The following is a 25,143-nucleotide window of genomic DNA, read 5'->3' as shown; positions in this document are numbered from 1 at the left end:
TTATCGCAGAATATGATAAAATTAATTCTATTAAGAATGAGAAGGAGTATTTGTTACTCCTTTTTATTCTAAGTATAGAAGGATTGGTACCTAGAAAGGGGCATAGTGATGGAAAAGAAAAAATCTTTTCATGTCGCTGTAGTTGGAGCAACCGGCGCAGTTGGTGAACAAATGTTAAATACTTTAGAGAAACGTAATTTCCCAATTGGAAAGTTAACGTTACTTTCATCTAAACGTTCTGCAGGTAAAACGCTTTTATTTAAAGGAGAAGAAGTAACGGTACAAGAGGCTACTCCTGAAAGTTTTGAAGGAGTGGATATTGCACTCTTCAGTGCGGGTGGATCTGTATCAAAACAATTAGCACCAGAAGCAGCAAAACGCGGTGCAATCGTTGTCGATAATACGAGTGCGTTTCGCATGACGGAAAATGTTCCGCTTGTTGTACCAGAAGTAAACGAAAAAGATTTATTAGAGCATAATGGAATTATTGCAAATCCAAACTGCTCTACAATTCAAATGGTAGTTGCTCTTGAACCAGTTCGTCAGCACTTTGGTTTAAAACGAGTAATCGTTTCCACATATCAAGCTGTATCAGGAGCAGGAGCCGCTGCAATTGAAGAGCTTCACGAACAATCACAAGCCATTTTAAATGGTGAAGAAGTAAAAGCAAATGTTTTACCAGTAAAAGGTGATGAAAAACATTATCAAATTGCATTCAATGCGATTCCGCAAATTGATAAGTTTGAAGATAATGGCTTTACATTTGAAGAAATGAAAATGATTAATGAAACGAAGAAAATTATGCATATGCCAGATCTTGAAGTAGCCGCTACATGCGTACGCTTACCAGTTGTATCTGGTCACTCTGAATCTGTTTACATTGAAGTGGAAAAAGAAGGTGTAACAGTAGAAGATGTGCGTAATCTGCTAGCGGATGCAGAAGGAATTGTACTGCAAGACAACCCAGCAGAACAAGTATACCCAATGCCATCAACTGCAGTTGGTAAAAACGAAGTATTCGTTGGGCGTATCCGTAAAGATTTAAACAATGATAAAGGATTCCATCTTTGGGTCGTATCTGATAACTTATTAAAAGGTGCTGCATGGAACTCTGTTCAAATTGCAGAACGATTAGTGAAATTACAATTAGTGTAAACGGCTAAAAGAAGGTGCGAAAATGAAAATTATTGTCCAAAAATTTGGTGGTACATCTGTACGTGATGAAAATGGTCGAGAACATGCTCTTCATCACATCAAAAAATCATTAAAAGAAGGCTATAAAATTGTAGTTGTTGTATCTGCAATGGGCCGTAAAGGTGAGCCTTATGCAACGGATACATTATTAAGTCTTGTAAATGAAAAACAGTCGTTCATTTCAAAACGTGAACAAGATTTATTGTTATCTTGTGGTGAGTTAATTTCGGCAATTGTGTTTTCAAATATGTTAAATGAAAATGAAATTAAAGCAGCAGCATTCAATGGTGCACAAGCTGGTTTTATCACAAATGATGATTTTACAAACGCTAAGATTATTGAAATGAATTGTGACCGTATATTAAAAGAGTTAGAAGAAGTAGATGTAATCGTTGTAACAGGTTTCCAAGGCCAAACGATAGAAGGCGATACGACAACACTTGGACGCGGAGGTAGTGATACATCAGCGTCAGCGTTAGGTGTTGCACTTCATGCTGAATACGTTGATATTTTTACAGATGTAGAAGGTGTGATGACTGCTGATCCACGTATTGTAAAAGATGCGCGTCACCTTGAAAATGTAACATATAATGAAATTTGTAATATGGCATATCAAGGTGCAAAAGTTGTTCATCCGCGTGCAGTTGAAATTGCGATGCATGCAAAAGTACCATTACGTGTGCGTTCGACATATTCTGATAGCGAAGGAACTTTGATTGCAGCGTATGATGGTGCACGCGACGTACAAGAGCGTCCTGTAACTGGTATTGCTCATTCTTCAAGTGTAACGCAAATTAAAGTGTTGGCTAAGGACGGAGCATACGACCTACAAACAGAAGTATTCAAAGAAATGGCAAATGAAAAGATTAGCGTAGATTTGATCAACATTTCTCCTACAGGTGTAGCATACACAGTTAGTGATGATGTTACGGGCCGGGCTGTTGAAGTACTTCATAACCTTGGATATGATCCAATTGTAACTGAGCACTGTGCAAAAGTATCTATTGTTGGGGCTGGTATCGCAGGTGTTCCGGGCGTGACTGCGAAAATTGTGACAGCGTTAGCTGAAAAAGGTGTTCAAATATTACAGTCTGCAGATAGCCATACGACAATATGGGTACTTGTGAAAGAAGAAGAACTAGTAGATGCTGTAAATGCTCTTCATTGTTCATTTGAGCTTTCAAAAGAAAAGTAACTGGAATGATAAGGAGTGAGACCATGAGAGATTTTGGGACAATTGCAACTGCGATGGTCACACCGTTTGATAAAAATGGGAACATCGATTTTGCAAAGACAACAAAATTGGTAAACTATTTGATTGATAATGGTACAACATCAATCGTTGTAGGAGGAACAACAGGTGAATCTCCTACGTTAACATCTGAAGAAAAGGTAGCGCTATATCGTCATGTTGTATCTGTTGTCGATAAAAGGGTGCCTGTAATCGCTGGAACTGGTAGCAATAATACACATGCTTCTGTGGAGCTTACGAAAAAAGCGGAAGAAGTAGGCGTAGATGCTATTATGTTAGTTGCACCGTATTATAATAAACCAAGCCAGGAAGGTATGTATCAGCACTTTAAAACAATTGCTGAAAGTACAAAACTGCCGATTATGTTATATAACGTTCCGGGTCGATCTATCGTACAAATTTCTGTTGATACAGTTGTTCGTTTATCACAAATTCCAAACATTGTTGCAATCAAGGATGCAGGCGGCGATGTATTAACAATGACAGAAATCATAGAAAAAACAGATGATGATTTTGCTGTATACAGTGGAGATGATGGGTTAACATTGCCAGCGATGGCAATTGGAGCAAAAGGTATTGTATCTGTTGCTTCTCATATTATTGGTAACGAAATGCAAGACATGATTGTTGCATTTCAAACTGGTGATATGAAAACAGCGCAAACACTTCATCAATTGTTAGTAAGGGTGACAAATGCATTGTTTATGGCACCAAGTCCAACTCCTGTTAAAACGGCACTGCAAATCGTAGGGTTAGATGTTGGATCTGTTCGTTTACCTCTTCTACCATTAACTGAAGCAGAAAGAACGCAATTACTTGAAGTTATACAATCTATTCCTCGCTAATAAGAAAGTGGCTTAGTGATATGTGCTAAGTCACTTTTTGTATTTTATCCCGCTATTCGCAGGCAGTAAGCCCCACACATCAAGATTGGGAGAGAAGTGAAGAATCTATATAAATCCATTTTAATTTTCCGGCATCTTTGTCTAGCTCTGCCTCCTAGACCCTCATGCCTAAACAGTCGTCTCCGCTTTTCTTTATGATCCAGCTCCAGCGGCTAGAACAGTCGGTGGCTTCGCGTCTTCCACCGAGGTAAAAAGCGCCTCTATGTCAGAAGCTCCATCCCCCTCTTGTTCTGAGCGAGCCGCTTCCGCTTTTCTTTGTAAGTTGCTGCTATGCAGAATACAACATGACCGGTACTCGTTTGCTCCTTTTGTTTTAAACCTCGCATGTGGCAGGAAAAGGCCCTGATCGCTTCTATGCACGGCCAGATGCTCTCTTCCCACCTAAAAGGAAAGTGGTTTTATGTCGTTTTTTTAACTTGTATATATAGGTGGGGGATGAAGAAAATCCCCCTGCTGATGTTTCACTTTTCTTCTTACATGTAGTAGTAAAATAAACCCAGTTTATTATCTTATATATATTCTTCTCTTTTCTTTCTTATAATTTAACTTGTGTTCTATTTCTTATATCAGTTATAATATGGCTAAGTAGCTTAGTACGGGTATGCTTAGCAAAAATGGAAAAACTTTACGGATTATCGGATTTTATATGAAATTACATAAAATATTTGATTTATATAATGAAAGAGAGGTGGAACCTGGTTTAAAAACAAAAAACGTGATAAGACCTTCGTTTTAGATGTTGAAAAATGATGGTGGAGTTTCCCCTGGTTTCTCTACAATGTTAGTGGGATCAGTTTTTACAATAGTTTTAAACCAGGAAACAACATGAAGAAGAAAGAGATAGATACTGTAAAAGTATTCGCTCTCGGCGGAGTGGGCGAAATTGGAAAGAATATGTACTGCGTGGAAATTGATTCTGAAATTTTTATTGTAGATGCAGGACTTATGTTTCCGGAAGAAGAGATGTTTGGGATAGATATTGTTATTCCTGATATCACATATTTAGTGGAAAATAAAGAGCGAGTAAAAGGGCTATTTTTAACACATGGTCATGAAGACCATATTGGTGGGATTGTTTATGTGTTAAGAAAATTGGATATTCCAGTTTATGGAACGAAATTAACAAACGGTCTTGTGAAAGAAAAATTAGGAGAAGCGGGCATGTTAGGCCGCGTTGATTTAAAAACGATTGATTCTAATTCTACTGTAGAGTTTGATACAACAACGGTTTCTTTCTTTAAAACAACACATAGTATTCCAGATGCAGTGGGTGTTTGCTTCCATACTTCACAAGGTGCAATTGTATATACTGGTGATTTTAAATTTGATCAAACTCCTATCGGAAATAATGGTGCAGATATTGGGAAAATGGCACAAATCGGAAATGAAGGTGTACTTTGCTTACTATCTGATAGTACAAATGCAGAGCGCCCTGGCTATACAGGATCTGAAAGAGAAGTTGGGGTAGAGATTTCTAAAGTATTTTATAATTCAGATGGCCGCATTATTGTAGCTTCATTTGCTTCTAATGTTCATCGTATTCAGCAAGTTTTTGATGCAGCATATGAAACTGGGCGTAAGGTAGCGGTAGTTGGAAGAAGTATGGTAAAGGTTGTTGATATTGCATATAATCTAGGGTATTTAAATATTCCAGATGGTATGTTAATTTCGCTACAGGATGTTGATAATTATCCTGAGAAAAAGGTGACAATTTTAACGACTGGCAGCCAAGGTGAGCCAATGGCTGCTCTTTCTAGAATGGCAAGACAAGCGCATAAACAAATTTCAATTCGTAAAGGTGATACAGTCATTATTGCAGCATCCCCAATTCCAGGGAATGAAACATCTGTTTCAAGAACAATTGATTTACTATTTAGAGCAGGTGCGGATGTAGTATATTATGGAGAAAAGAAAGTACACGTTTCCGGACATGGTAGTCAAGAAGAACTAAAATTAATGTTGAATTTAATGAAACCGAAATACTTCTTGCCTGTACATGGTGAATTTCGTATGCAAAAAGCGCATGCTCGTTTAGCTCAAGATGTTGGTATTCACTCAGGTCGTATTTTTATCACGGAAAAAGGTGAGGTAATCTCCTTTACAGATGGTGAAGCGAAACCAGCAGGTAAAGTTCCAGCTGGAAATGTATTGATTGATGGATTAGGCGTAGGTGATGTTGGGAATATCGTGTTGCGTGATCGAAAGATGTTATCACAAGATGGTATTTTAGTCGTTGTTGTGACGCTTGGAAAAGATGAGAAAAAAATTATTTCTGGACCAGAAATAATTTCGCGAGGCTTTGTTTATGTTCGTGAATCTGAAGCGTTAATCGAAAAATCAACTGATATTGTACGTACAATTGTAGAACAATCTATTAAAGAATATTCTATTGAATGGTCCACGTTAAAACAAAATATTCGTGAGTTACTTGGACAATTTTTATTTGAAAAAACGAAGCGAAAACCGATGATTTTACCAATTATTATGGAAGTATAAGAAGTGGCTGCCTATTTATAGGTGGCTTTTTCTTTTATCCCGCTATTCGTGGGCAGTAATACTCCCGCCTCAAAATTCAGCGGAAGCAAAGAAGTTAGGCGGGAGATAAACTGCCCGTAAAAGCCCGATTGGTGAGGGCTAATAATCAGTGGGGAATGAAGAAAACCCCCACTGATTAAAGTTTCACTTTATCCTCTTTCGAATGAAATTTATAACTTAACAAATAATAGTTGTATACGTCAGAAAGGGGATACGATATGGTAGAGCGTGATGAAATGAAAAATGAAGAAAAAGAGGCCGATACAAAAGAAGAAACGAAAGAAGCTTCTGTGCTAGAGAAAATTCAGCAACTTGGACAAACGAATGTCCCACAATTAAATGAATCGCGTATTCATTGTTTAACAATTGTAGGGCAAATTGAAGGGCATGTGCAATTGCCACCGCAAAACAAAACAACGAAATATGAGCATGTTATTCCGCAAATTGTAGCAATTGAACAAAACCCTAAAATCGAAGGGTTGTTAATTTTGTTAAATACAGTTGGAGGGGATGTAGAAGCTGGGCTTGCGATTTCTGAAATGATTGCTTCGCTTTCGAAACCAACTGTATCAATTGTTCTTGGCGGAGGTCATTCCATTGGTGTGCCAATTGCGGTATCAACAGATTATTCATTCATTGCAGAAACAGCAACAATGACAATTCACCCTATTCGTCTTACAGGTCTTGTAATAGGTGTTCCGCAAACATTTGAGTATTTAGATAAGATGCAAGAGCGTGTCATTCGTTTTGTAACAAAGCATTCCAAAGTAACAGAAGATCGTTTTAAGGAGCTAATGTTTGCAAAAGGGAATTTAACACGAGATATTGGTACAAATGTTGTAGGCGTGGATGCGGTGAAATATGGTTTAATGGATGATGTTGGAGGAATTGGCCAAGCGATTAAAAAATTAAATGAATTAATTGATGCAAAAACAGCAACTGAACAAGGCGGGGCGTTGTTGCAATGATTTTATATACGATTATGCCAGAACAACTCGTGTATCCGATAGATCATACAGAATTTGCGAAGCAGAAAATTATACATGTAGATGGTATTGATATGGTTGTGGAAATGGGGAATGAAGATAATTATTCTGTTATACGTGTGTTAAGTACAGATCCTCAACATTTTCTACAGTATGAACCTGGGCAGAAAATATCCTTTTTGTAAAAGCAGGATTTTGTTTATGAGCTATGGTATAATATAAAAAACAAGAGGGTGAAGCAGCCGTGTGTAGGCTGCTTTCTTCAATTTATCCTATAAAATCTTGTTTGAGTCGGATGAAAATTCAGCATGTATGGAAGTTTCACTTTCTTTGATTTTTAATAATCCGTGGGTAAAATAGTGAGATGGAAATGGCACTTGTTCTGCGAAAGTTATATTTTTGAATGAGAATTTGAGGTGAAGAAATGGCAAAACAAAAGCAAATAGGGGTGAAAACAAAAGCAAGACGTACCATAAAGCCAACTTTGTACTACGAAATCGTCGGTTTGACTCTTTTTGCGCTCTCCATCATTACAATTATGCAACTAGGTGTTGTCGGAAAAGCATTCGTGCTATTTTTTCGCTTTTTTCTTGGAGAATGGTACATACTTGGAGTGCTTGGGGTTATTGCTCTTTCTATAGCATTTGTTATAAAACGAGAGTGGCCAAATTTATTAAACAAACGATTGATTGGTCTATATTTAATCATATTAGCTATACTGATGTTTAGTCACATTACATTAGTCAACCTTTTAACAAAAGATGGGGCAGTGCAAAGTTCATCTGTTATTGTAACGACAAAAGATTTGTTTTTTCATGAAATGAAAAAAGGAGTCGACACGGTACATCTAGGCGGAGGAATGTTTGGAGCTATTATGTTTGCGACATGCTACTTTTTATTTGATGAGGTTGGCGCATACATAATTGGAATGATTCTCATTTTACTTGGTGTATTATGTATTACAAATAAACATATAGGAGAAGTTCTTGCGCCGATAGGAAGAATACTTAGACGACAATTTCAAGTGATGCAAGGTGATTATAAAGAATGGCAAACGAGACGGGCTGCTGGAAAAACTGAAAAGAAAAAGACTGCTCGTACACGGAGTGAGCGTCATGTGTCAGAGGCACCAGAATTAGTAGAATGTACAGAAGAGGTTGATATAGCGCCGCCGATTATATCGAATTTTACTGAAAACTATACAACGCCGGATCCAATAAGTGAAGAATCCCTTATTCCTGAAGCGATTCAAGAAGAAGCTTTGCCTATGCAAGAAGAAAAGCAAAAGCGGAAAAAAGGTGAAAAAATTGTTGAATCACTTGCCGGAGAGACGACAGCGCCGCCAATGCATTTCTCTGATATTGAAAATAAAGATTATAAGTTGCCGTCTTTAGAGCTATTAAAGTTTCCGAACAATAAGCAAGTGACAAATGAGAATGAAACAATTTATGAAAATGCTCGTAAGTTGGAACGAACATTCCAAAGCTTCGGTGTGAAAGCGAAAGTAACGAAGGTTCATAGAGGACCAGCAGTTACAAAATATGAAGTGTATCCTGATATGGGGGTTAAAGTTAGTAAAATTGTTAGTTTAAGTGATGATTTAGCACTAGCTTTAGCGGCGAAAGATATTCGAATTGAAGCACCAATCCCAGGGAAATCAGCTGTTGGTATTGAAGTGCCAAATTCAGAAGTTGCAGTGGTTACGTTAAGAGAAGTATTAGATTCGAAAGCAAATAATCATCCAGAAGAAAAGTTATTAATTGGACTTGGGCGCGATATTACAGGTGAAGCTGTATTGGCCCGTCTAAATAAAATGCCCCATTTACTCGTAGCAGGGGCAACTGGTAGTGGAAAGAGTGTATGTATTAACGGGATTATTACAAGTATTTTAATGCGCGCTAAACCGCATGAAGTGAAACTCATGATGATTGACCCTAAAATGGTAGAATTAAATGTATACAACGGTGTTCCACATTTATTAACGCCTGTTGTGACAGACCCGAAGAAAGCGTCACAGGCACTAAAAAAGGTTGTCAACGAAATGGAACGGCGTTATGAGTTGTTTGCCCATAGTGGAACACGTAATATTGAAGGATATAACGAACACATTAAACAACATAACGAACACTCTGAAGCGAAGCAACCAGAACTGCCTTATATTGTTGTTATCGTGGACGAGCTGGCAGATTTAATGATGGTTGCTTCTTCTGATGTAGAGGATGCGATTATGCGTCTGGCACAAATGGCACGTGCAGCTGGTATTCATTTAATTATTGCAACGCAGCGTCCATCTGTAGATGTTATTACCGGTGTTATTAAAGCGAATATTCCATCGCGAATAGCTTTTGCAGTTTCTTCTCAAACTGATTCAAGAACAATTCTCGATACAGGGGGAGCGGAGAAATTATTAGGACGCGGTGATATGTTGTTCGTACCGATTGGTGCTTCTAAGCCAGTACGTGTACAAGGTGCATTTTTATCAGATGATGAAGTAGAGAAAGTAGTAGAATATGTTGTTGCGCAGCAAAAAGCACAATATCAAGAGGATATGATTCCGCAAGATGTACCAGAAACGATGCAAGAGGTAGCGGATAATTTATATGATGAAGCAGTGCAGCTCGTTGTAGATATGCAAACCGCATCAGTCTCTATGTTGCAGCGTAGGTTTCGTATTGGATATACGCGCGCAGCCAGGTTAATTGATGCAATGGAAATGAATGGTGTTGTTGGTCCATATGAAGGAAGCAAGCCTCGTGAAGTGCTGATAAAAGATATTCAAGAGAAAAGTTCGTGATAAAGTGAAACTTTAATTAGTGGGGGTTTTTTCATCCCCCGCTGATTATCAGTCCTCACCAATCGGGCTTTTACGGGCAGTTTACCTCCCGTCTAACTTCTTTGCTTTCGCTGATTTTGAGGTGGGAGTATTACTGCCCGCGAATAGCGGGATAAGAAAGCCGATTGGAAGTGATTCTAGTCGGTTTCTTTATTGGACAAAAAATGAGAGCGCTTACCATTGGCGCGTTTTATTGAGAATACGAATGGTTGTGTTTTTTTTTATTTCAACGTTCGATTTTTTTCTTGGATTGTATTGACAGTAATCATATCAAGTGGTACGATTACTTCGAAATCAAAATAAACCTCATATAATCTTGGTAATAAGGTCCATAAGTTTCTACCTAGCAACCATAAATTTGCTAGACTATGAGGAAAAAGTGTCAATACAAGGTGTATAGCAACTTTGTTCCTAACTTTTTCATCATATGAGAAATGTAAGGTGCAAAGTTTTTTTTATAGGTTAAAGAAAGAAAATTTCATTTAACGAAATTATTAGCACTTATTCGACAAATCGCAACTTTCTTATTTTTATTTAAGGGAATTCATGATATATTAATTGTGGAAAAAACAGGAAAGAGGTCTTACATCAGAGGTCGAATAAGTGGAGTGCGAGGGGAGTCTTATGTCAGTAAAGTCAGATAGTCGACATTTGTATTTACGAGTAATTGACCACATTAAAGAAAAGATTAAAAGCGGGGTATATAAAGAGAAGCAAAAGCTACCGTCCGAATTTGATCTAGCAAAAGAATTAGGAGTTAGTAGAGCAACCTTGCGAGAAGCACTTCGAATTTTAGAGGAAGAAAGCGTTATCATTAGGCGACATGGTGTAGGGACGTTTGTAAATGCAAAGCCTTTGTTTTCTTCAGGAATTGAACAATTATCTAGTATTACAGATATGATTACTAGTGCAGGCAAAAAGCCAGGCACAGTATTTCTATCATCAGCAGTAGGGAATTTAACGGAAGAAGAAAAAGAAAAATTTAATAGTGAAGATGGTTTTGAAACACTTATGATTGAACGCGTTCGTACAGCAGATGGGGAACCTGTTGTTTATTGCGTTGATAAGTTACCGAAAGAAGTTCTTCCTGATTTGTCAGAATACAAAGAGGAATCATTACTTACGGTCATTCATAGAAATACACATAAACGCATTACATACGCTGTTGCTCATATTGAACCACTCGGTTATCACTCTAAAATATCACCAATTTTAGAATGTGGACCAGAAACAGCATTACTTGTGTTAAAGCAAATGCACTATGATCAAAATGATGAACCGATTTTATATTCTATTAATTATTTTCGAGCAGACAAATTTAGCTTCCATGTGTTAAGAAAACGTATGTAAATTGTACCCATTTTAGGGAGGTGACAGCGAGAAAACGGGGACATGGTTGTATAAGTAACGAGATACATATTTTGGAAGGGGATTTTACTATGAAGAAAAAAGCTGGAATTTTATTATCATTAACGTTAGCAGCAAGCACAATTTTAGGAGCTTGTGGAAACACTGATAAGTCAAGTGAGAAAAAAGAGGGAAAAGACAGTAAAAACTTTAAAGTTGGTATGGTTACAGACCTTGGTGGTGTAGATGATAAATCATTTAACCAATCTGCTTGGGAAGGGTTAAAAAAGTTTGGTAAAGATAACAACCTAAAAGAAAAAGAAGGATATCGCTATCTTGAATCGACTAAGGATGCAGACTATATTCCAAACTTAGCAAAATTTGTAGACACGAACTACAATTTAACATTTGGAATCGGTTATAAAATGCAAGAGGCTATCCAAGAAACAGCAGTAAAAAATCCGAAAAAACAATTTGCAATTGTTGATGCAGTAGTTGATAAACCAAATGTAACGAGTATTACATTTAAAGACCATGAAGGTTCTTTCCTAGTGGGTGCAGTTGCAGCAATGACAACAAAATCAAATAAAGTAGGATTTATTGGGGGAATTAAAAGTCCTCTAATCCAAAAGTTTGAATCTGGTTTCATGGCTGGCGCGAAAGCTATCAATCCGAAAATTGAAGTTGAATCTCAATACGCTGAAGCATTTGATAAGCCGGAAAAAGGTTCTGTATTAGCTGCAGCTATGTACGGTAAAGGTGTTGACGTAATTTATCATGCATCTGGTGCTACTGGTAACGGTGTATTTACAGAAGCGAAAAACCGTAAGAAAAAAGGTGAAAATGTCTGGGTAATCGGTGTTGACCGTGACCAAAACCAAGAAGGTATGCCAGAAAATGTAACATTAACTTCAATGGTAAAACGTGTTGATGTTGCGGTAGAAAAAGTTTCACAAAAAGCAAAAGACGGTAAACTTGAAGGCGGTAAAACAGAAGCATTTGGTTTACAAGATGAAGGTGTTGGAATTGCAAAAACAACTGACAACGTGAAAAAAGTAAATCCAGAAATTTTAACAAAAGTAGAAGAATTGAAAAAGAAAATTGTAAGTGGTGAAATTAAAGTACCTTCTACTCCAGATGAGTACAAAACATATGAGGCTTCTCTTAAAAAATAATGGTAGATCAATAGCAAAGGTTAGTTCTCGGAACTAACCTTTGCATATATAAAGAACTTTATCCTGTTAGGAGGATTAATATGGAATACGTAATTGAGATGAATAATATTACAAAAGTATTCCCAGGAATTGTGGCGAATGATAATATTACGCTGCAAGTGAAACAGGGAGAAATTCATGCTTTGCTTGGAGAGAATGGTGCTGGGAAATCCACACTTATGAATGTTTTGTTTGGCTTGTATCAACCAGAGCAAGGTGAAATTAAAATTAAGGGGAAGCCTGTAAATATTACAAATCCAAATGTAGCAAATGGTTTTGGAATTGGTATGGTACATCAGCACTTTATGCTAGTACATAATTTTACAGTTACAGAAAATATTATTCTCGGAAATGAACCGAAGAAAAGCGGGAAAATTGCTATAGACGAAGCTGCTAAAGAAATTAAAGCATTATCTGAGCAATACGGATTGTCGGTAGATCCATATGCGAAAATAGAGGATATTTCTGTTGGAATGCAGCAGCGTGTGGAAATTTTGAAAACGCTCTATCGCGGAGCAGAAATTTTAATTTTTGACGAACCGACAGCTGTATTAACGCCGCAGGAGATTCAAGAACTTATTCATATTATGAAAAAGCTTGTGCAAGAAGGGAAATCTATTATTCTTATCACACATAAGTTGAAAGAAATTATGGAAGTATGTGATCGTTGTACAATTATTCGTAAAGGAAAGGGAATTGGAACGGTAGACGTTGCAAATACAGATGAAAACAAGCTTGCAGAATTAATGGTCGGACGTCAAGTGAATTTTAAAACAGAAAAGTCAGATGCCAAACCATGTGAAAATGTACTTAAAATTTCCAATCTTGTTGTGCACGATGCACGTCATTTACCTTCCGTAAAAGGACTTGACTTAACTGTTCGTGCAGGAGAAATTGTTGGTATTGCAGGAATCGATGGAAATGGACAAAGTGAATTAATAGAAGCGATTACTGGTTTACGAAAAGTTGAGTCAGGCTCTATTACGTTAAGAGAGAAGGACGTAACAAATTGGCCAGTTAGACGTATTACAGAGGAAGGTATTGGACACATTCCTGAAGATCGTCATAAGCATGGGCTTGTTCTTGATTTTTCTATCGGAGATAACATGGTGCTGCAAACGTACTATAAAAATCCATATTCTAAAAAAGGCATTTTAAATTTTACAAAGATTCACGAAAAAGCAAAATCATTAATTGGGCAGTTCGATGTTCGTACACCGAGTGAGAATACGCCAGCACGAGCATTATCTGGAGGAAATCAGCAAAAGGCAATTATTGCTCGTGAAGTAGATCGTGATCCGGATTTATTAATTGCTGCACAGCCAACACGTGGTTTAGATGTTGGGGCAATTGAATTTATTCATAAAAAGTTAATTGAACAGCGTGATAAAGGAAAGGCAGTGCTGTTGCTTTCGTTAGAGCTTGATGAAATTTTAAATGTAAGCGACCGCGTCGCTGTGATTTATGAAGGGAAAATTGTTGATATTGTAAATCCAAAAGAAACAAATGAACAACAGTTAGGTCTGTTAATGGCTGGGGGAAAGAAGAAAGAGAAGGTGAACACAAATGGCTAAAAAATTTTTAACGGAGCGAACAATTAATATTTTAGTACCTGTATTATCCGTTATTTTTGGTTTGCTTGTTGGAGCCATTGTAATGATTACGAGCGGATACGATCCAATCGTCGGCTATGCCGCATTATGGGATGGCATGGTCGGAAACCCACGTGCAATAGGTGAAACACTCCGTACGATGATTCCACTTGTTCTTGCTGGTTTATCAGTAGCGTTTGCCTTCCGTACAGGTTTGTTTAATATCGGGGTAGAAGGACAATTGTTAGTGGGATGGCTTGCTGCGGTTTGGTTCGGTTATGCTGTTTCTTTACCGGCTTTCCTCCATGTTCCGTTATCGATATTATTTGCAGCACTTGTTGGTGGACTGTGGGGATTTATTCCTGGATATTTAAAAGGAAAGTTTAAAGTAAATGAAGTTATTGTCACAATTATGATGAACTATATTGCGCTTTATGTAACGTATTACATCATAAGGAATTTTTTACATGAAGCAAATGAAAAATCGTATGATATAAAAGCGAGTGCGTCTTTAGCTTCTTCTTGGTTAGCATCTTTAACAGATGGTTCTCGTCTGCACTGGGGGATCGTTGTAGCGATTGTTGTAGCACTTATAATGTGGTTTTTATTAGATCGTACAACATTAGGTTACGAGCTCAAATCAGTTGGATTTAATCAGCACGCTTCTAAATATGCCGGAATGAAAGTGTCACGTAATGTTGTATTATCAATGACAATTGCTGGTGCATTTGCTGGAATTGGAGGTGCAATGGAGGGGCTTGGAACATTCCAAAGTATGACAGCGATGTCTTCTTTTACAGGAATAGGATTTGATGGTATTGCCGTGGCTCTTCTTGGTGCAAATAATGCATTTGGTATTTTGTTATCAGCACTTTTATTTGGTGGATTGAAAAGTGCTGCACCGCAAATGAACTTTGAAGCGAACGTTCCGTCTGAACTCATTAATGTTATTATTGCATGTATTATTTTCTTTGTAGCATGTAGCTACATTTTACGATGGGCATTTTCTCGTTTTAGCAAGGAGGGGAAATAAATGAGTTTCCTAGATATTGTAGCCATTCTTGTCACAGGTACGTTATATACGGCAGCACCGCTTATTTTTACAGCACTTGGAGGTGTATTTAGTGAACGTTCTGGTGTTGTTAATATTGCATTAGAAGGTTTAATGTTGTTTGGTGCGTTTATTGGTATTGTTACAACTCTATTAATGGGGGATACATGGGGAGCAATGACGCCGTGGATTGCGCTTGTTTTTGCGGCGATTGGCGGGGGGTTATTTGCACTTCTTCATGCGGTTGCATCAATTACATTCCGTGCTGATCAAGTTGTCAGCGGAGTAGCGATTAACTTTTTATCGTTAGGATTAACAGTGTTTGCGATTAAAAAGATTTTTGGAAAAGGTCAAACTGATTTTATCCAATATCGTATTGAAAAAATTGATATTCCTGGCCTTTCTGATATTCCTGTTATTGGGAAAATATTTTTTTCTGATGTACCATTAACCTCTTATATTGCAATCATTTTAGCATTTGTAGTTTGGTATGTGATTTATAAAACACCATTTGGTTTACGATTACGTGCTGTTGGGGAACATCCGATGGCAGCTGATACAATGGGTATTAATGTTTATAAAATGCGCTATATTGCAGTTTGTCTATCAGGTATGTTTGCAGGTGTCGGTGGTGCTGTATTTTCAACATCTATCTCAAATAACTTTTCAGGCGCTACAATTACAGGACAAGGATTTTTAGCGTTAGCAGCAATGATTTTTGGGAAATGGCATCCAATTGGAGCTCTAGGTGCAGCGTTATTTTTTGGATTTGCACAGTCACTTGGCGTTACAGGTGGTACAATTCCTGTTTTAAATCAAATTCCAAGTATCTTTTTAACGATATTACCATATGTATTAACAATTTTTGCACTTGTCGGTTTTGTTGGGCGTTCTGAAGCACCGAAAGCGCTTGGAACGCCATATGAAAAAGGAAAACGCTAAAAGCTAAAAAGCTCGCACATTAGTGCGAGTTTTTTTACATACAATAAAGTGAAACTTTAATCAGTGGGGGTTTTCTTCATCCCCCACTGATTATCAGCCCTCACCAATCGGGCTTTTACGGGCAGTTTATCTCCCACCGAACATTCTAGCCACTGGAACTGGACAATGCTTTCACCGAATTTTGAGGTGGGAGTATTACTGCCCACAAATAGCGGGATAACGTTAATACATGAGAAAATTTGCATTTTCTTTTGTGAAAACTGTATATTGAAGAAGAAAATTCCTTTTTAGAGGAGGTTTACGAATGGATCTTATAAAACAAGAAACACATGAATTAGGTGGATTACGTTTACATATGATTCCAACAGAAAAATATAAAACGAATACATTTGTATTACGGTTAAAGTCACCGTTATGTGAAGAAACAGTAACAGAACGGGCTTTGCTTCCTTATGTATTACAAAGTGCTACAGAAACACACCCGTCCGTCATTCAGATTCGTCAATATTTAGAGGAGTTATATGGTTCGTCATTAGCTGTTGATGTAAGTAAAAAAGGTGAGGATCATATTATTTCTATTTATATAGACATTGCCAATGAAACCTATTTACAAGAAGCGCCGCCGCTCTTTGAAAAAGCGCTTGCTATGCTTGCTGATATTTTACTAAGACCAGCAATAGAAGGAAAGGGTTTCTTACAAACGGTGGTAGAAAGTGAAAAACGTGCACTCGTGCAGCGTATTGAATCTACGTTTGATGATAAAATGCGCTATGCAAATGAACGCCTCATCGAAGAAATGTGTAAAGTAGAACCGTATCGCTTAAGTGCAAATGGTCAAAAAGAGCGTGTTTCTAAGATTACAAACGAAACGTTGTATCAATGTTATAAAAAAGTACTAGATGAAGATGAAATGGATTTATACATTATAGGTGATATTGAAGAAGGAGCTCTTGATCTTGTGAAACGATACTTTTCTGTTTCTAAACGTGAACCGAAAGAAAGAAATGTATTGCTTCATAAGAAAAATGAAGAAGAGCAAGAGGTTGTAGAAAAACAGGAACTAAAACAAAGTAAATTAAATATTGGATACCGCACATATATTACGTATCGCGACGAAGACTATTTTGCCTTGCAGTTATTTAATGGCTTGTTTGGTGGTTTCTCGCATTCGAAATTATTTGTGAATGTACGTGAGAAAAACAGCTTGGCATATTATGCTGCCTCTCGTTATGAAAGTCATAAAGGACTTCTGTTCGTAATGTCTGGAATTGAGGGAAAAAATTATGAAAAAGCTGTTACGATTATTAAAGAACAAATGATCGCGATGCAAAATGGCGATTTTACTGATGAGGAAATCGTACAAACAAAGAGTGTAATTAAAAATCAAATTTTAGAGACAATGGATACGCCGCGCGGCCTTGTAGAACTTCTGTATCATGGGGTAATTGCAAATTATGACCGCCCTGTAGAAGGATGGCTAACAGAGCTTGAACGAGTGACGAAAGATGAAATCGTTAAAGTAGCAAATAATATTCAGCTAGATACAATTTACTTCTTACATGGGACGGAGGGTGTTTAAGATGGAAAAAATTGTGTATGAACAATTAAAAGAAACGCTGTATTACGAAAAACTGTCCAATGGCCTAGAAGTATATATTCTCCCAAAGCAAGGGTTTAATAAAACGTATGCAACATTTACGACAAAGTATGGTTCTATTGATAATACGTTTGTGCCGCTTGAGAAAGACGAGATGCTTCGTGTACCAGATGGAATTGCGCACTTTTTAGAACATAAATTGTTTGAAAAAGAGGATCACGATGCGTTTCAATTATTTAGTAAGCAAGGAGCTTCTTCAAACGCCTTTACATCGTTTACAAGAACTGCATATTTATTTTCTTGTACATCAAACGTTGACACGAATCTAGAAACATTGTTAGATTTCGTGCAAGATCCATACTTTTCGGAACAAACAGTTGAGAAAGAGAAAGGAATTATTGGGCAAGAAATTCAAATGTATCAAGATAATGCAGATTGGCGCTTATACTTTGGGTTAATTGATAGTTTATATAGGAAACATCCTGTAAAGATTGACATCGCTGGAACAATTGATTCGATTAGCGAAATTACGAAAGATTTGCTGTATGAATGCTATCATACATTTTATCACCCAAGTAACATGTTATTATTTGTTGTTGGTTCTATTGATCCAGAGAAGACGATGGATTTAGTGCGTGAAAATCAAGCGAAGAAGAATTATACTGCTCAATCTGAAATTGCACGGTCTTTTGATGAAGAACCAGAACAAGTGAATGAGAAAAAAATGGTCATTACAATGCCGGTACAAACGCCGAAATGTCTAGTTGGTGTGAAAACGAATGACTTGAAGCAAGAAGGAAGCGACTTATTGAAACAAGAAATTACTTTAACGCTTCTGTTAGATTATTTATTTGGAAAAGGTTCTACCCATTATGAAACATTGTATAATGAAGGGTTAATTGATGATACGTTTTCGTATGATTATACAGAAGAAAACAGTTTCGGTTTTGCGATGATTGGCGGAGATACGAAGCAACCGGATAAACTAGCAAAGCGAGTAACTGATATTTTATTACAAACAAATTATGATGAGTTATGTGAGGAAACGTTAGAGCGTGTGAAAAAGAAGAAAATAGGTGGTTTTTTACGTTCGCTAAATTCACCAGAATATATTGCAAATCAATTCACAAGATATGCATTTAATGGTTCTAGTTTGTTCGACGCATTATCTGTGTTGGAAAGTTTATCAATTGAAGATTTACAAACAGCTTCGAAGAGCTTTTTAAAAGAAGAACGAGTAAGTATTTGCCAGGTACTTCCAAAGAAATAATGTAGTAGAGAGAGGAAAAAGATGAAGAAGTTTGCATTAGTTACCGGGGGAAGTGGGGGAATCGGTTCTGCCATTGTAAGACGATTAGTAAAAGATGGCTACGCGGTGTATGTTCATTATAACCAAGGTGAAAAGAGAGTTCAGCAATTAGAACAAGAACTGAAAGATATTATTCCCGTTCAGGCTAACTTATCAGAAATAGATGGTGCTTCGCAATTATGGTCGCAAATTCATCATCCAATTGATACGGTTGTATATGCAGCTGGAAAAAGTATCTTTGGGTTAACAACAGATGTTACAGATGAACAATTAAATGAGATGGTGGAGCTGCAAGTGAAAAATGTATATAAACTTGTTTCATTTGCACTTCCCTCAATGATTCGAAATCGAAGTGGGAATATCGTCGTTATCTCTTCCATTTGGGGACAAATAGGTGCCTCCTGTGAAGTGTTGTATTCTATGGTAAAAGGGGCGCAAAATTCATATGTAAAAGCATTGGCAAAAGAAGTTTCATTAAGCGGTGTACGAGTAAATGCAATTGCTCCAGGCGCAATTGAAACAGAGATGCTGCATATATTTTCGAATGAAGAAAAGCAAGAAATTGCAGAAGAAATTCCGCTTGGTCGATTAGGGTTGCCAGAGGAAGTGGCCAATACAGTTGCATTTGTAGTTTCTTCTCAAGCATCTTATATAACAGGTCAAATCATTGGGGTTAATGGGGGCTGGCATTGTTAATTGCTTAAAGTAAGGAGTATGGTATTTTGCTTTTTGTTCTCGTACATAAAAAAGGACATAATGGCAAATAGTAAACATGACTCCATTACTTTATAGTGAGGTGCTAAACAATGTCAGTATTAGATAACTTTGAACAATGGAAAGGCTTTTTAGGAGAGCGTTTAGAGCAGGCGCAAGGAAAAGGCTTAGACGGCGGTGCAATTTCTGATATGGCTTATCGCGTTGGGGATTATTTAGCAAATGAAGTAGAAGCACGCAATGACCAAGAAAAATTATTGGTGGAGCTTTGGAAGGTTGCAGATGAACAGGAGCAACATACAATTGCAAACTTAATGGTGAAAATGGTTAACCATAAGTAGTGAAAAGAGAGGAATAATCCTCTCTTTTTTGTCGATTTTGAGAACCTCTACATGAAATCGAGATTTCGATTATACATTTCACTTTCCTATTAAGGGAAAATCATATAATATAGTACGTAGGTGTAAAGTAAGCAAGGGGAGTGTCATCAAATGATTGAATGGTATTTTGAGTATGAAATACATAAAAACCGACCTGGCTTGCTTGGTGATGTTTCTTCGTTAATCGGAATGCTTGGTATTAACATTGTAACAATTAATGGGGTAGACAATGCTAGGCGCGGACTTTTATTAATGTGCGATAATCAAGAACAAATTTCTAGACTTGAATCAATTCTAAATACGATGGATAATATAACTGTAACGAAATATCGTCCACCGAAGCTTCGTGATCGATTAGCAGTTCGGCATGGAAGATATATACAACGGGATGCGGATGATAAGAAAACATTTCGTTTCGTTCGTGATGAATTAGGTTTGCTTGTTGATTTTATGGCAGAACTTATGAAAAAAGAAGGCCATAAATTAATTGGGATTCGCGGGATGCCGCGCGTTGGAAAAACAGAGTCTATCGTTGCTGCAAGTGTGTGTGCAAACAAACGTTGGCTTTTTGTGTCGTCTACTCTTATTAAACAGACGGTACGCAGTCAATTAATTGAAGATGAATATAATGATGATAATATCTTTATTTTAGATGGAATCGTTTCAACGAAGCGCGCAAATGAACGACACTGGCAGCTTGTTCGCGAAATTATGAGATTGCCAGCAACAAAGGTTGTAGAGCATCCAGATGTATTTGTGAGTCAGTCAGAATATACACTTGATGATTTTGATTACATTATTGAATTGCGAAATGATTACGATGAAGAAATTCAATACAGTCTAGTAGATGAAATTGAACAAGGAAATCAAAATAATTTTTCTATGTTCGACTTTTAAAGAAATATTGAGGTGTTAGCATTGACAGAATTAGGACAAAAGCTGAAAGAAGCACGAGAATTGAAAGGTCTTTCCATCGATCAGCTACAGGAAATTACAAAAATTCAAAAACGTTATTTGATTAGTATTGAAGAAGGAAACTTTGGTATATTGCCTGGGGATTTTTACGCGCGTGCCTTTATAAAGCAATATGCAGAAGCAGTTGGGTTAAATGGAGAGGCAATAGTAGAAGAATATAGGCACGAGATACCACAGTCGGTTTCTCAGAGTGTTCCGCAAATTGCAACGGGACAAAAAGCGCAGGAAACTGTGCAAAGAGCAGCGTCAGCATCAATTGCAGATCATATGCCTAAAATTTTAATTACATTGCTTGTTATTGCGGTAGGTGTTGCAATTTGGTTTGTATTTCAATTTATATTAGGTAAAAATGACGATGGTCAAGTAAAACAAGCGAAAAATGCACAAACAGAAGTAGAAAAAGCGGAAAATTCTCCTCTTGATCAAAAGAAAGAAAAGAAAGAAGAGAAAAAAGAAGAGAAAAAACAAGAAGTACCTCAACAAGCTGGGCAACAACAAAATCCAGCTCAACAAGAGATTAAAGTTGTTGAAAAGAACGGGAAAGAATCTACATTGGAACTTCGTCATAATAAAGAATTGAAAGTAGAAATAACTGCAAAAGGTACAAGCTATGTAGATATTAAAAACGAAGATGGTAAAGAATTTTATACAGGTACTTTAAATAAGGATCAAACACAACAACAAGATTTATCGCCAGAACATGTTGTGCGTTTAAACATTGGTAGTGCGCCAAATGTTGAAATTAAAATTAACGGTCAACCTGTTGAATTTCCACAAAATGCAGAAGAAATGCGTCATCAAATTTTAGTGATTAAAAACTTAGGAGAACAACCTGCACAATAATAGTCATCGTTCCGATGACTTTTTTCAATGCATAAACCGTTTTTTGACATGATGGAGGAATAGCTGTGAATTTACCAAATAAAATTACTGTATCAAGAATTTGCTTAATTCCTATATTTTTAATTATTATGCTCGCTCCGTTTGATTGGGGAGTATGCACAATTGGAGATGTAGAATTACCAATTCAGCACTTAGCTGGAGCTCTTGTTTTTATCATTGCTTCTGCGACAGATTGGATTGATGGCCATTATGCAAGAAAACATAATCTTGTAACGAATCTAGGGAAATTTTTAGATCCTTTGGCTGATAAATTATTGGTATCTGCGGCATTAATTACGCTTGTAGATTTACATTATGTAGCGACTTGGATGGCGGTTGTTATTATTAGCCGAGAATTTGCTGTTACAGGCTTGCGTCTTGTATTAGCTGGTACAGGGGAAGTGGCTGCTGCGAAGATGCCTGGGAAAATTAAAATGTGGATGCAAGTTATTGCGATTTCTGCCTACTTACTTCACGATGTGCCATTTAATTTAATTCATATTCCAATTGCAGATATTTCAATATGGGTTGCACTTATTTTCACGATTATTTCAGGATGGGATTATTTCTGGAAAAATAGAGGAGTTTTTGTGGATTCGAAATAACGGCTTATGGGGGAATGGAAGATGAATGCAGAGATTATCGCGGTTGGTACAGAGCTATTGCTTGGGCAAATTGCGAATACGAATGCCAAATTTTTATCAGAAAAGCTGGCATCTATCGGAATCGATGTATATTATCACACTGTCGTTGGGGATAACAATAATCGCTTACGCCAGGCAATTGAAATCGCTCAAAAACGTGCAGATATATTGATTTTTACAGGTGGTTTAGGACCGACAAAAGACGATTTAACGAAAGAAACAATTGCTTCTTCCTTGCAGGAAGAGCTTGTATATGATGAAGTAGCACTCGATTCCATTGCTGATTATTATAAAAGAACGGGAAGAGAGTTTACAGAAAATAATAAAAAACAAGCTCTTGTTTTAAGGGGGGCGACTGTGTTTGCAAATGATCATGGTATGGCTCCGGGTATGGGATTATGTAAAGATAACAAGGTGTATATTTTACTTCCAGGACCACCTAAAGAAATGAATCCAATGTATACAAGTTATGTAGAGAATTGGCTTCTTCCTTTTACATCTGGTGAGAATCTATATTCTCGCACTCTTCGATTTTTTGGAATTGGAGAATCGCAATTAGAGGCAACGATTCAAGATTTAATAGATGCTCAAACGAATCCGACCATTGCTCCCCTTGCTTCTGAAGGAGAAGTAACGCTTCGCTTGACAGCAAAGCATCATGATGCAAAAGAAGCTGAATCTTTAATAAATCATGTAGAAGAATTGATTTTACAAAGAGTAGGGCAATTTTTTTATGGATATAATCAAGATCTTCTTCATAAAAAAGCAATTGCTTTGCTCAAACAAAAATGTTTGAAGATTGCATGTGCTGAAAGTTTAACAGGTGGCTTATTTGGTGATCGTATTACTGAGGTTGCCGGTGTGTCTTCTCTGTTTACAGGCGGCGTAATTTGTTATAGCAATGATGTAAAACAACATGTTTTACATGTTCCGGAAAAGACTTTACAAACAGATGGAGCTGTTAGTGAAACTTGTGCCCGTTATCTTGCTGAAAATGTGAAAAAACTGATGCAAGCCAATATCGGAATTAGTTTTACTGGAGTAGCAGGGCCGGATATGTCTGAAGGAAAAGAGCCAGGAACAGTGTTTATCGGCTTAGCAATAGATGAACAGCCGACGGTAGTTATTCCCCTTACATTAAGTGGAAGTCGTCAGCAAATTCGTGAACGAACTGTAAAATATGGGTTTTATCATCTGTATAAGAAGCTAGAAGAGATATAAATCTCTTCTAGCTTCTGTTATTTTCTATAGAAAAATAGAGGTTTTCATCTACTGGAAATAAAAAAACGAATAAACGTTCGATTTTTGTTGGCATAATGGGAAGAAAATATGTATAATAAAATTAGCATTTAAGTTAAGGAGGAATTTTTGAATGAGTGATCGTCAAGCGGCATTAGATATGGCGTTAAAACAAATAGAAAAACAATTCGGTAAAGGCTCTATTATGAAACTAGGAGAGCAAGCGGAACGTAGGATTTCTACTGTACCAAGTGGTTCATTGGCACTTGATGTTGCCCTTGGAGTTGGTGGCTATCCACGAGGCCGTATTATTGAAATTTATGGACCTGAAAGTTCAGGTAAAACAACAGTTTCCTTACATGCGATTGCAGAGGTACAGCGTCAAGGCGGACAAGCGGCATTTATTGATGCAGAACATGCAATGGATCCTGTATATGCACAAAAACTAGGTGTTAACATTGATGAATTATTATTATCTCAACCAGATACAGGAGAACAGGGACTAGAAATTGCGGAAGCATTAGTACGAAGCGGTGCAATTGATATTATCGTTATTGACTCTGTAGCGGCACTTGTTCCAAAAGCAGAGATTGAAGGAGAAATGGGTGACTCTCATGTCGGCTTACAAGCGCGTTTAATGTCACAAGCTCTTCGTAAATTATCTGGTGCGATTAACAAGTCAAAAACAATCGCAATTTTCATTAACCAAATTCGTGAAAAAGTTGGGGTAATGTTTGGAAATCAACAAATGGTTGCTTAATCTTTATAGATTAAGGAGTTTACTATGGGTTTCCCTTGCTAGTGATAGCATGTTCAAAAAACCTTGTGAACCTTATTGCCTAAGGGTGTAGCTATATAGCTGCTAACGGTGAAGCCCTCCAAATAATAGGGTAATACCGTGCCAAGCTTCAGACTCATATGAAGAAGGTGTAGAGACTACCGAAAAGGGCTTTTAAAGTTAACTGAGTAGGGTACGGCAGAAGATAGGCTCCTGCTGGAAGTGCAAGGCTCTCTGTAAAGAGATGAAGAGATAGTCCGCGCTATAGAGATGGAAAATCTATAGAATTATGCCAGAAACAACTCCAGGTGGACGTGCATTAAAATTCTATTCAACAGTGCGTCTTGAAGTACGTCGTGCTGAGCAATTAAAGCAAGGTAACGATATTGTTGGTAATAAAACAAAAGTGAAAGTAGTAAAAAATAAAGTAGCGCCTCCTTTCCGCGTTGCAGAAGTTGATATTATGTACGGAGAAGGAATTTCAAGAGAAGGCGAAATTTTAGATATGGCATCTGAACTTGATATCGTTCAAAAGAGCGGAGCTTGGTATTCTTATAATGAGGAACGCTTAGGACAAGGGCGTGAAAATGCGAAGCAATTTTTAAAAGAAAATCCAGAAATTACAGATGAAATAGCATTCTTTATTCGTGAACATCATGGTATTGGTGAAGATGGAGCACTTGGAAGCGGAGAAGATAAGACTCTTCTTGATGATTAAAAGACACGGTTTCGTGTCTTTTATTTTTTATCTCACTAATTATGAAAAGTAGTATC

The 25,143-nt window shown here is 37.2% G+C and carries 20 protein-coding genes, 2 pseudogenes and 1 riboswitch; all 22 genes and pseudogenes read left to right on the top strand.

Annotation, left to right across the window (positions count from 1 at the left end):
• Positions 1–108 precede the first annotated feature (108 nt).
• Positions 109–1,155, top strand: coding sequence for an aspartate-semialdehyde dehydrogenase (gene asd / locus MR076_RS07980; RefSeq protein ID WP_242219458.1), 1,047 nt, complete (start codon positions 109–111; stop codon positions 1,153–1,155).
• 22 nt (positions 1,156–1,177) lie between these two features.
• The gene (gene dapG / locus MR076_RS07975; protein ID WP_242219457.1) at positions 1,178–2,389 is read left to right on the top strand and encodes an aspartate kinase; all 1,212 of its coding nucleotides are present in this window, start codon (positions 1,178–1,180) and stop codon (positions 2,387–2,389) included.
• 23 nt (positions 2,390–2,412) lie between these two features.
• Positions 2,413–3,291 (top strand): 4-hydroxy-tetrahydrodipicolinate synthase, encoded by an 879-nt coding sequence (gene dapA / locus MR076_RS07970; protein WP_242219455.1) that lies wholly within the window; start codon positions 2,413–2,415, stop codon positions 3,289–3,291.
• Positions 3,292–4,176: 885 nt separating this feature from the next.
• Positions 4,177–5,847 (top strand): ribonuclease J, encoded by a 1,671-nt coding sequence (locus MR076_RS07965; RefSeq protein WP_242219453.1) that lies wholly within the window; start codon positions 4,177–4,179, stop codon positions 5,845–5,847.
• A 275-nt stretch (positions 5,848–6,122) separates the two neighbouring features.
• Positions 6,123–6,854: a ClpP family protease gene (locus MR076_RS07960; RefSeq protein ID WP_396021682.1), complete on the top strand. Its 732-nt coding sequence runs from the start codon at positions 6,123–6,125 to the stop codon at positions 6,852–6,854.
• On the top strand, positions 6,851–7,057 hold the full coding sequence (locus MR076_RS07955) for a YlzJ-like family protein (RefSeq protein ID WP_242219448.1): 207 nt from the start codon (positions 6,851–6,853) through the stop codon (positions 7,055–7,057). The genes MR076_RS07960 and MR076_RS07955 overlap by 4 nt, the downstream gene beginning before the upstream one ends.
• Positions 7,058–7,296: 239 nt before the next feature.
• Positions 7,297–9,666: a DNA translocase FtsK gene (locus MR076_RS07950; protein ID WP_242219445.1), complete on the top strand. Its 2,370-nt coding sequence runs from the start codon at positions 7,297–7,299 to the stop codon at positions 9,664–9,666.
• A 325-nt stretch (positions 9,667–9,991) separates the two neighbouring features.
• Positions 9,992–10,094, top strand: a riboswitch (purine riboswitch).
• A gap of 235 nt (positions 10,095–10,329) precedes the next feature.
• Complete coding sequence (locus tag MR076_RS07945) at positions 10,330–11,055, top strand: GntR family transcriptional regulator (RefSeq protein WP_242219444.1); 726 nt, start codon at positions 10,330–10,332, stop codon at positions 11,053–11,055.
• 89 nt (positions 11,056–11,144) lie between these two features.
• Positions 11,145–12,227: a BMP family lipoprotein gene (locus MR076_RS07940; protein WP_242219441.1), complete on the top strand. Its 1,083-nt coding sequence runs from the start codon at positions 11,145–11,147 to the stop codon at positions 12,225–12,227.
• Between the two features lie 80 nt (positions 12,228–12,307).
• A complete protein-coding gene (locus MR076_RS07935) occupies positions 12,308–13,840 on the top strand; it encodes an ABC transporter ATP-binding protein (protein ID WP_242219439.1) in 1,533 nt (510 codons plus the stop codon).
• Positions 13,833–14,891, top strand: coding sequence for an ABC transporter permease (locus MR076_RS07930; RefSeq protein WP_242219437.1), 1,059 nt, complete (start codon positions 13,833–13,835; stop codon positions 14,889–14,891). Before MR076_RS07935 ends, MR076_RS07930 begins: the two co-directional genes overlap by 8 nt.
• The gene (locus MR076_RS07925; RefSeq protein WP_242219435.1) at positions 14,892–15,851 is read left to right on the top strand and encodes an ABC transporter permease; all 960 of its coding nucleotides are present in this window, start codon (positions 14,892–14,894) and stop codon (positions 15,849–15,851) included.
• Positions 15,852–16,155: 304 nt separating this feature from the next.
• The gene (gene yfmF / locus MR076_RS07920) at positions 16,156–17,430 is read left to right on the top strand and encodes an EF-P 5-aminopentanol modification-associated protein YfmF (RefSeq protein ID WP_242219433.1); all 1,275 of its coding nucleotides are present in this window, start codon (positions 16,156–16,158) and stop codon (positions 17,428–17,430) included.
• Between the two features lies 1 nt (position 17,431).
• A complete protein-coding gene (yfmH, locus tag MR076_RS07915) occupies positions 17,432–18,718 on the top strand; it encodes an EF-P 5-aminopentanol modification-associated protein YfmH (RefSeq protein WP_242219431.1) in 1,287 nt (428 codons plus the stop codon).
• A gap of 21 nt (positions 18,719–18,739) precedes the next feature.
• The gene (ymfI, locus tag MR076_RS07910; RefSeq protein WP_242219428.1) at positions 18,740–19,453 is read left to right on the top strand and encodes an elongation factor P 5-aminopentanone reductase; all 714 of its coding nucleotides are present in this window, start codon (positions 18,740–18,742) and stop codon (positions 19,451–19,453) included.
• A gap of 110 nt (positions 19,454–19,563) precedes the next feature.
• Positions 19,564–19,812, top strand: a complete 249-nt coding sequence (locus tag MR076_RS07905; RefSeq protein ID WP_242219423.1) for a DUF3243 domain-containing protein — start codon at positions 19,564–19,566, stop codon at positions 19,810–19,812.
• A gap of 150 nt (positions 19,813–19,962) precedes the next feature.
• Positions 19,963–20,748 (top strand): DUF3388 domain-containing protein, encoded by a 786-nt coding sequence (locus MR076_RS07900; protein ID WP_242219421.1) that lies wholly within the window; start codon positions 19,963–19,965, stop codon positions 20,746–20,748.
• 21 nt (positions 20,749–20,769) lie between these two features.
• Entirely contained in the window at positions 20,770–21,669 is a 900-nt protein-coding gene (locus MR076_RS07895; RefSeq protein WP_242219419.1) for a helix-turn-helix domain-containing protein, read from the top strand.
• A 65-nt stretch (positions 21,670–21,734) separates the two neighbouring features.
• Positions 21,735–22,313, top strand: a complete 579-nt coding sequence (pgsA, locus tag MR076_RS07890) for a CDP-diacylglycerol--glycerol-3-phosphate 3-phosphatidyltransferase (RefSeq protein ID WP_242219417.1) — start codon at positions 21,735–21,737, stop codon at positions 22,311–22,313.
• Positions 22,314–22,334: 21 nt separating this feature from the next.
• Positions 22,335–23,573: a competence/damage-inducible protein A gene (locus tag MR076_RS07885; RefSeq protein ID WP_242219415.1), complete on the top strand. Its 1,239-nt coding sequence runs from the start codon at positions 22,335–22,337 to the stop codon at positions 23,571–23,573.
• A gap of 151 nt (positions 23,574–23,724) precedes the next feature.
• A pseudogene (gene recA / locus MR076_RS07880) lies at positions 23,725–24,339 on the top strand (recombinase RecA); the annotation flags it as partial.
• Between the two features lie 322 nt (positions 24,340–24,661).
• Positions 24,662–25,087: pseudogene (locus tag MR076_RS07875) on the top strand (recombinase RecA family protein); the annotation flags it as partial.
• Positions 25,088–25,143 lie beyond the last annotated feature (56 nt).

This window comes from Bacillus cereus group sp. BfR-BA-01380, assembly GCF_022663535.1.
Lineage (GTDB): Bacteria > Bacillota > Bacilli > Bacillales > Bacillaceae_G > Bacillus_A > Bacillus_A cereus_BB.
This window is presented reverse-complemented; position numbering and strand designations above follow the sequence as displayed.

Excerpts from the sequence above, each read along its gene's own strand:
- asd (WP_242219458.1), top strand. The coding sequence starts at position 109 with ATGGAAAAGAAAAAATCTTTTCATGTCGCTGTAGTTGGAGCAACCGGC.
- dapG (WP_242219457.1), top strand. The coding sequence starts at position 1,178 with ATGAAAATTATTGTCCAAAAATTTGGTGGTACATCTGTACGTGATGAA.
- dapA (WP_242219455.1), top strand. The coding sequence starts at position 2,413 with ATGAGAGATTTTGGGACAATTGCAACTGCGATGGTCACACCGTTTGAT.
- MR076_RS07965 (WP_242219453.1), top strand. The coding sequence starts at position 4,177 with ATGAAGAAGAAAGAGATAGATACTGTAAAAGTATTCGCTCTCGGCGGA.
- MR076_RS07960 (WP_396021682.1), top strand. The coding sequence starts at position 6,123 with ATGAAAAATGAAGAAAAAGAGGCCGATACAAAAGAAGAAACGAAAGAA.
- MR076_RS07955 (WP_242219448.1), top strand. The coding sequence starts at position 6,851 with ATGATTTTATATACGATTATGCCAGAACAACTCGTGTATCCGATAGAT.
- MR076_RS07950 (WP_242219445.1), top strand. The coding sequence starts at position 7,297 with ATGGCAAAACAAAAGCAAATAGGGGTGAAAACAAAAGCAAGACGTACC.
- MR076_RS07945 (WP_242219444.1), top strand. The coding sequence starts at position 10,330 with ATGTCAGTAAAGTCAGATAGTCGACATTTGTATTTACGAGTAATTGAC.
- MR076_RS07940 (WP_242219441.1), top strand. The coding sequence starts at position 11,145 with ATGAAGAAAAAAGCTGGAATTTTATTATCATTAACGTTAGCAGCAAGC.
- MR076_RS07935 (WP_242219439.1), top strand. The coding sequence starts at position 12,308 with ATGGAATACGTAATTGAGATGAATAATATTACAAAAGTATTCCCAGGA.
- MR076_RS07930 (WP_242219437.1), top strand. The coding sequence starts at position 13,833 with ATGGCTAAAAAATTTTTAACGGAGCGAACAATTAATATTTTAGTACCT.
- MR076_RS07925 (WP_242219435.1), top strand. The coding sequence starts at position 14,892 with ATGAGTTTCCTAGATATTGTAGCCATTCTTGTCACAGGTACGTTATAT.
- yfmF (WP_242219433.1), top strand. The coding sequence starts at position 16,156 with ATGGATCTTATAAAACAAGAAACACATGAATTAGGTGGATTACGTTTA.
- yfmH (WP_242219431.1), top strand. The coding sequence starts at position 17,432 with ATGGAAAAAATTGTGTATGAACAATTAAAAGAAACGCTGTATTACGAA.
- ymfI (WP_242219428.1), top strand. The coding sequence starts at position 18,740 with ATGAAGAAGTTTGCATTAGTTACCGGGGGAAGTGGGGGAATCGGTTCT.
- MR076_RS07905 (WP_242219423.1), top strand. The coding sequence starts at position 19,564 with ATGTCAGTATTAGATAACTTTGAACAATGGAAAGGCTTTTTAGGAGAG.
- MR076_RS07900 (WP_242219421.1), top strand. The coding sequence starts at position 19,963 with ATGATTGAATGGTATTTTGAGTATGAAATACATAAAAACCGACCTGGC.
- MR076_RS07885 (WP_242219415.1), top strand. The coding sequence starts at position 22,335 with ATGAATGCAGAGATTATCGCGGTTGGTACAGAGCTATTGCTTGGGCAA.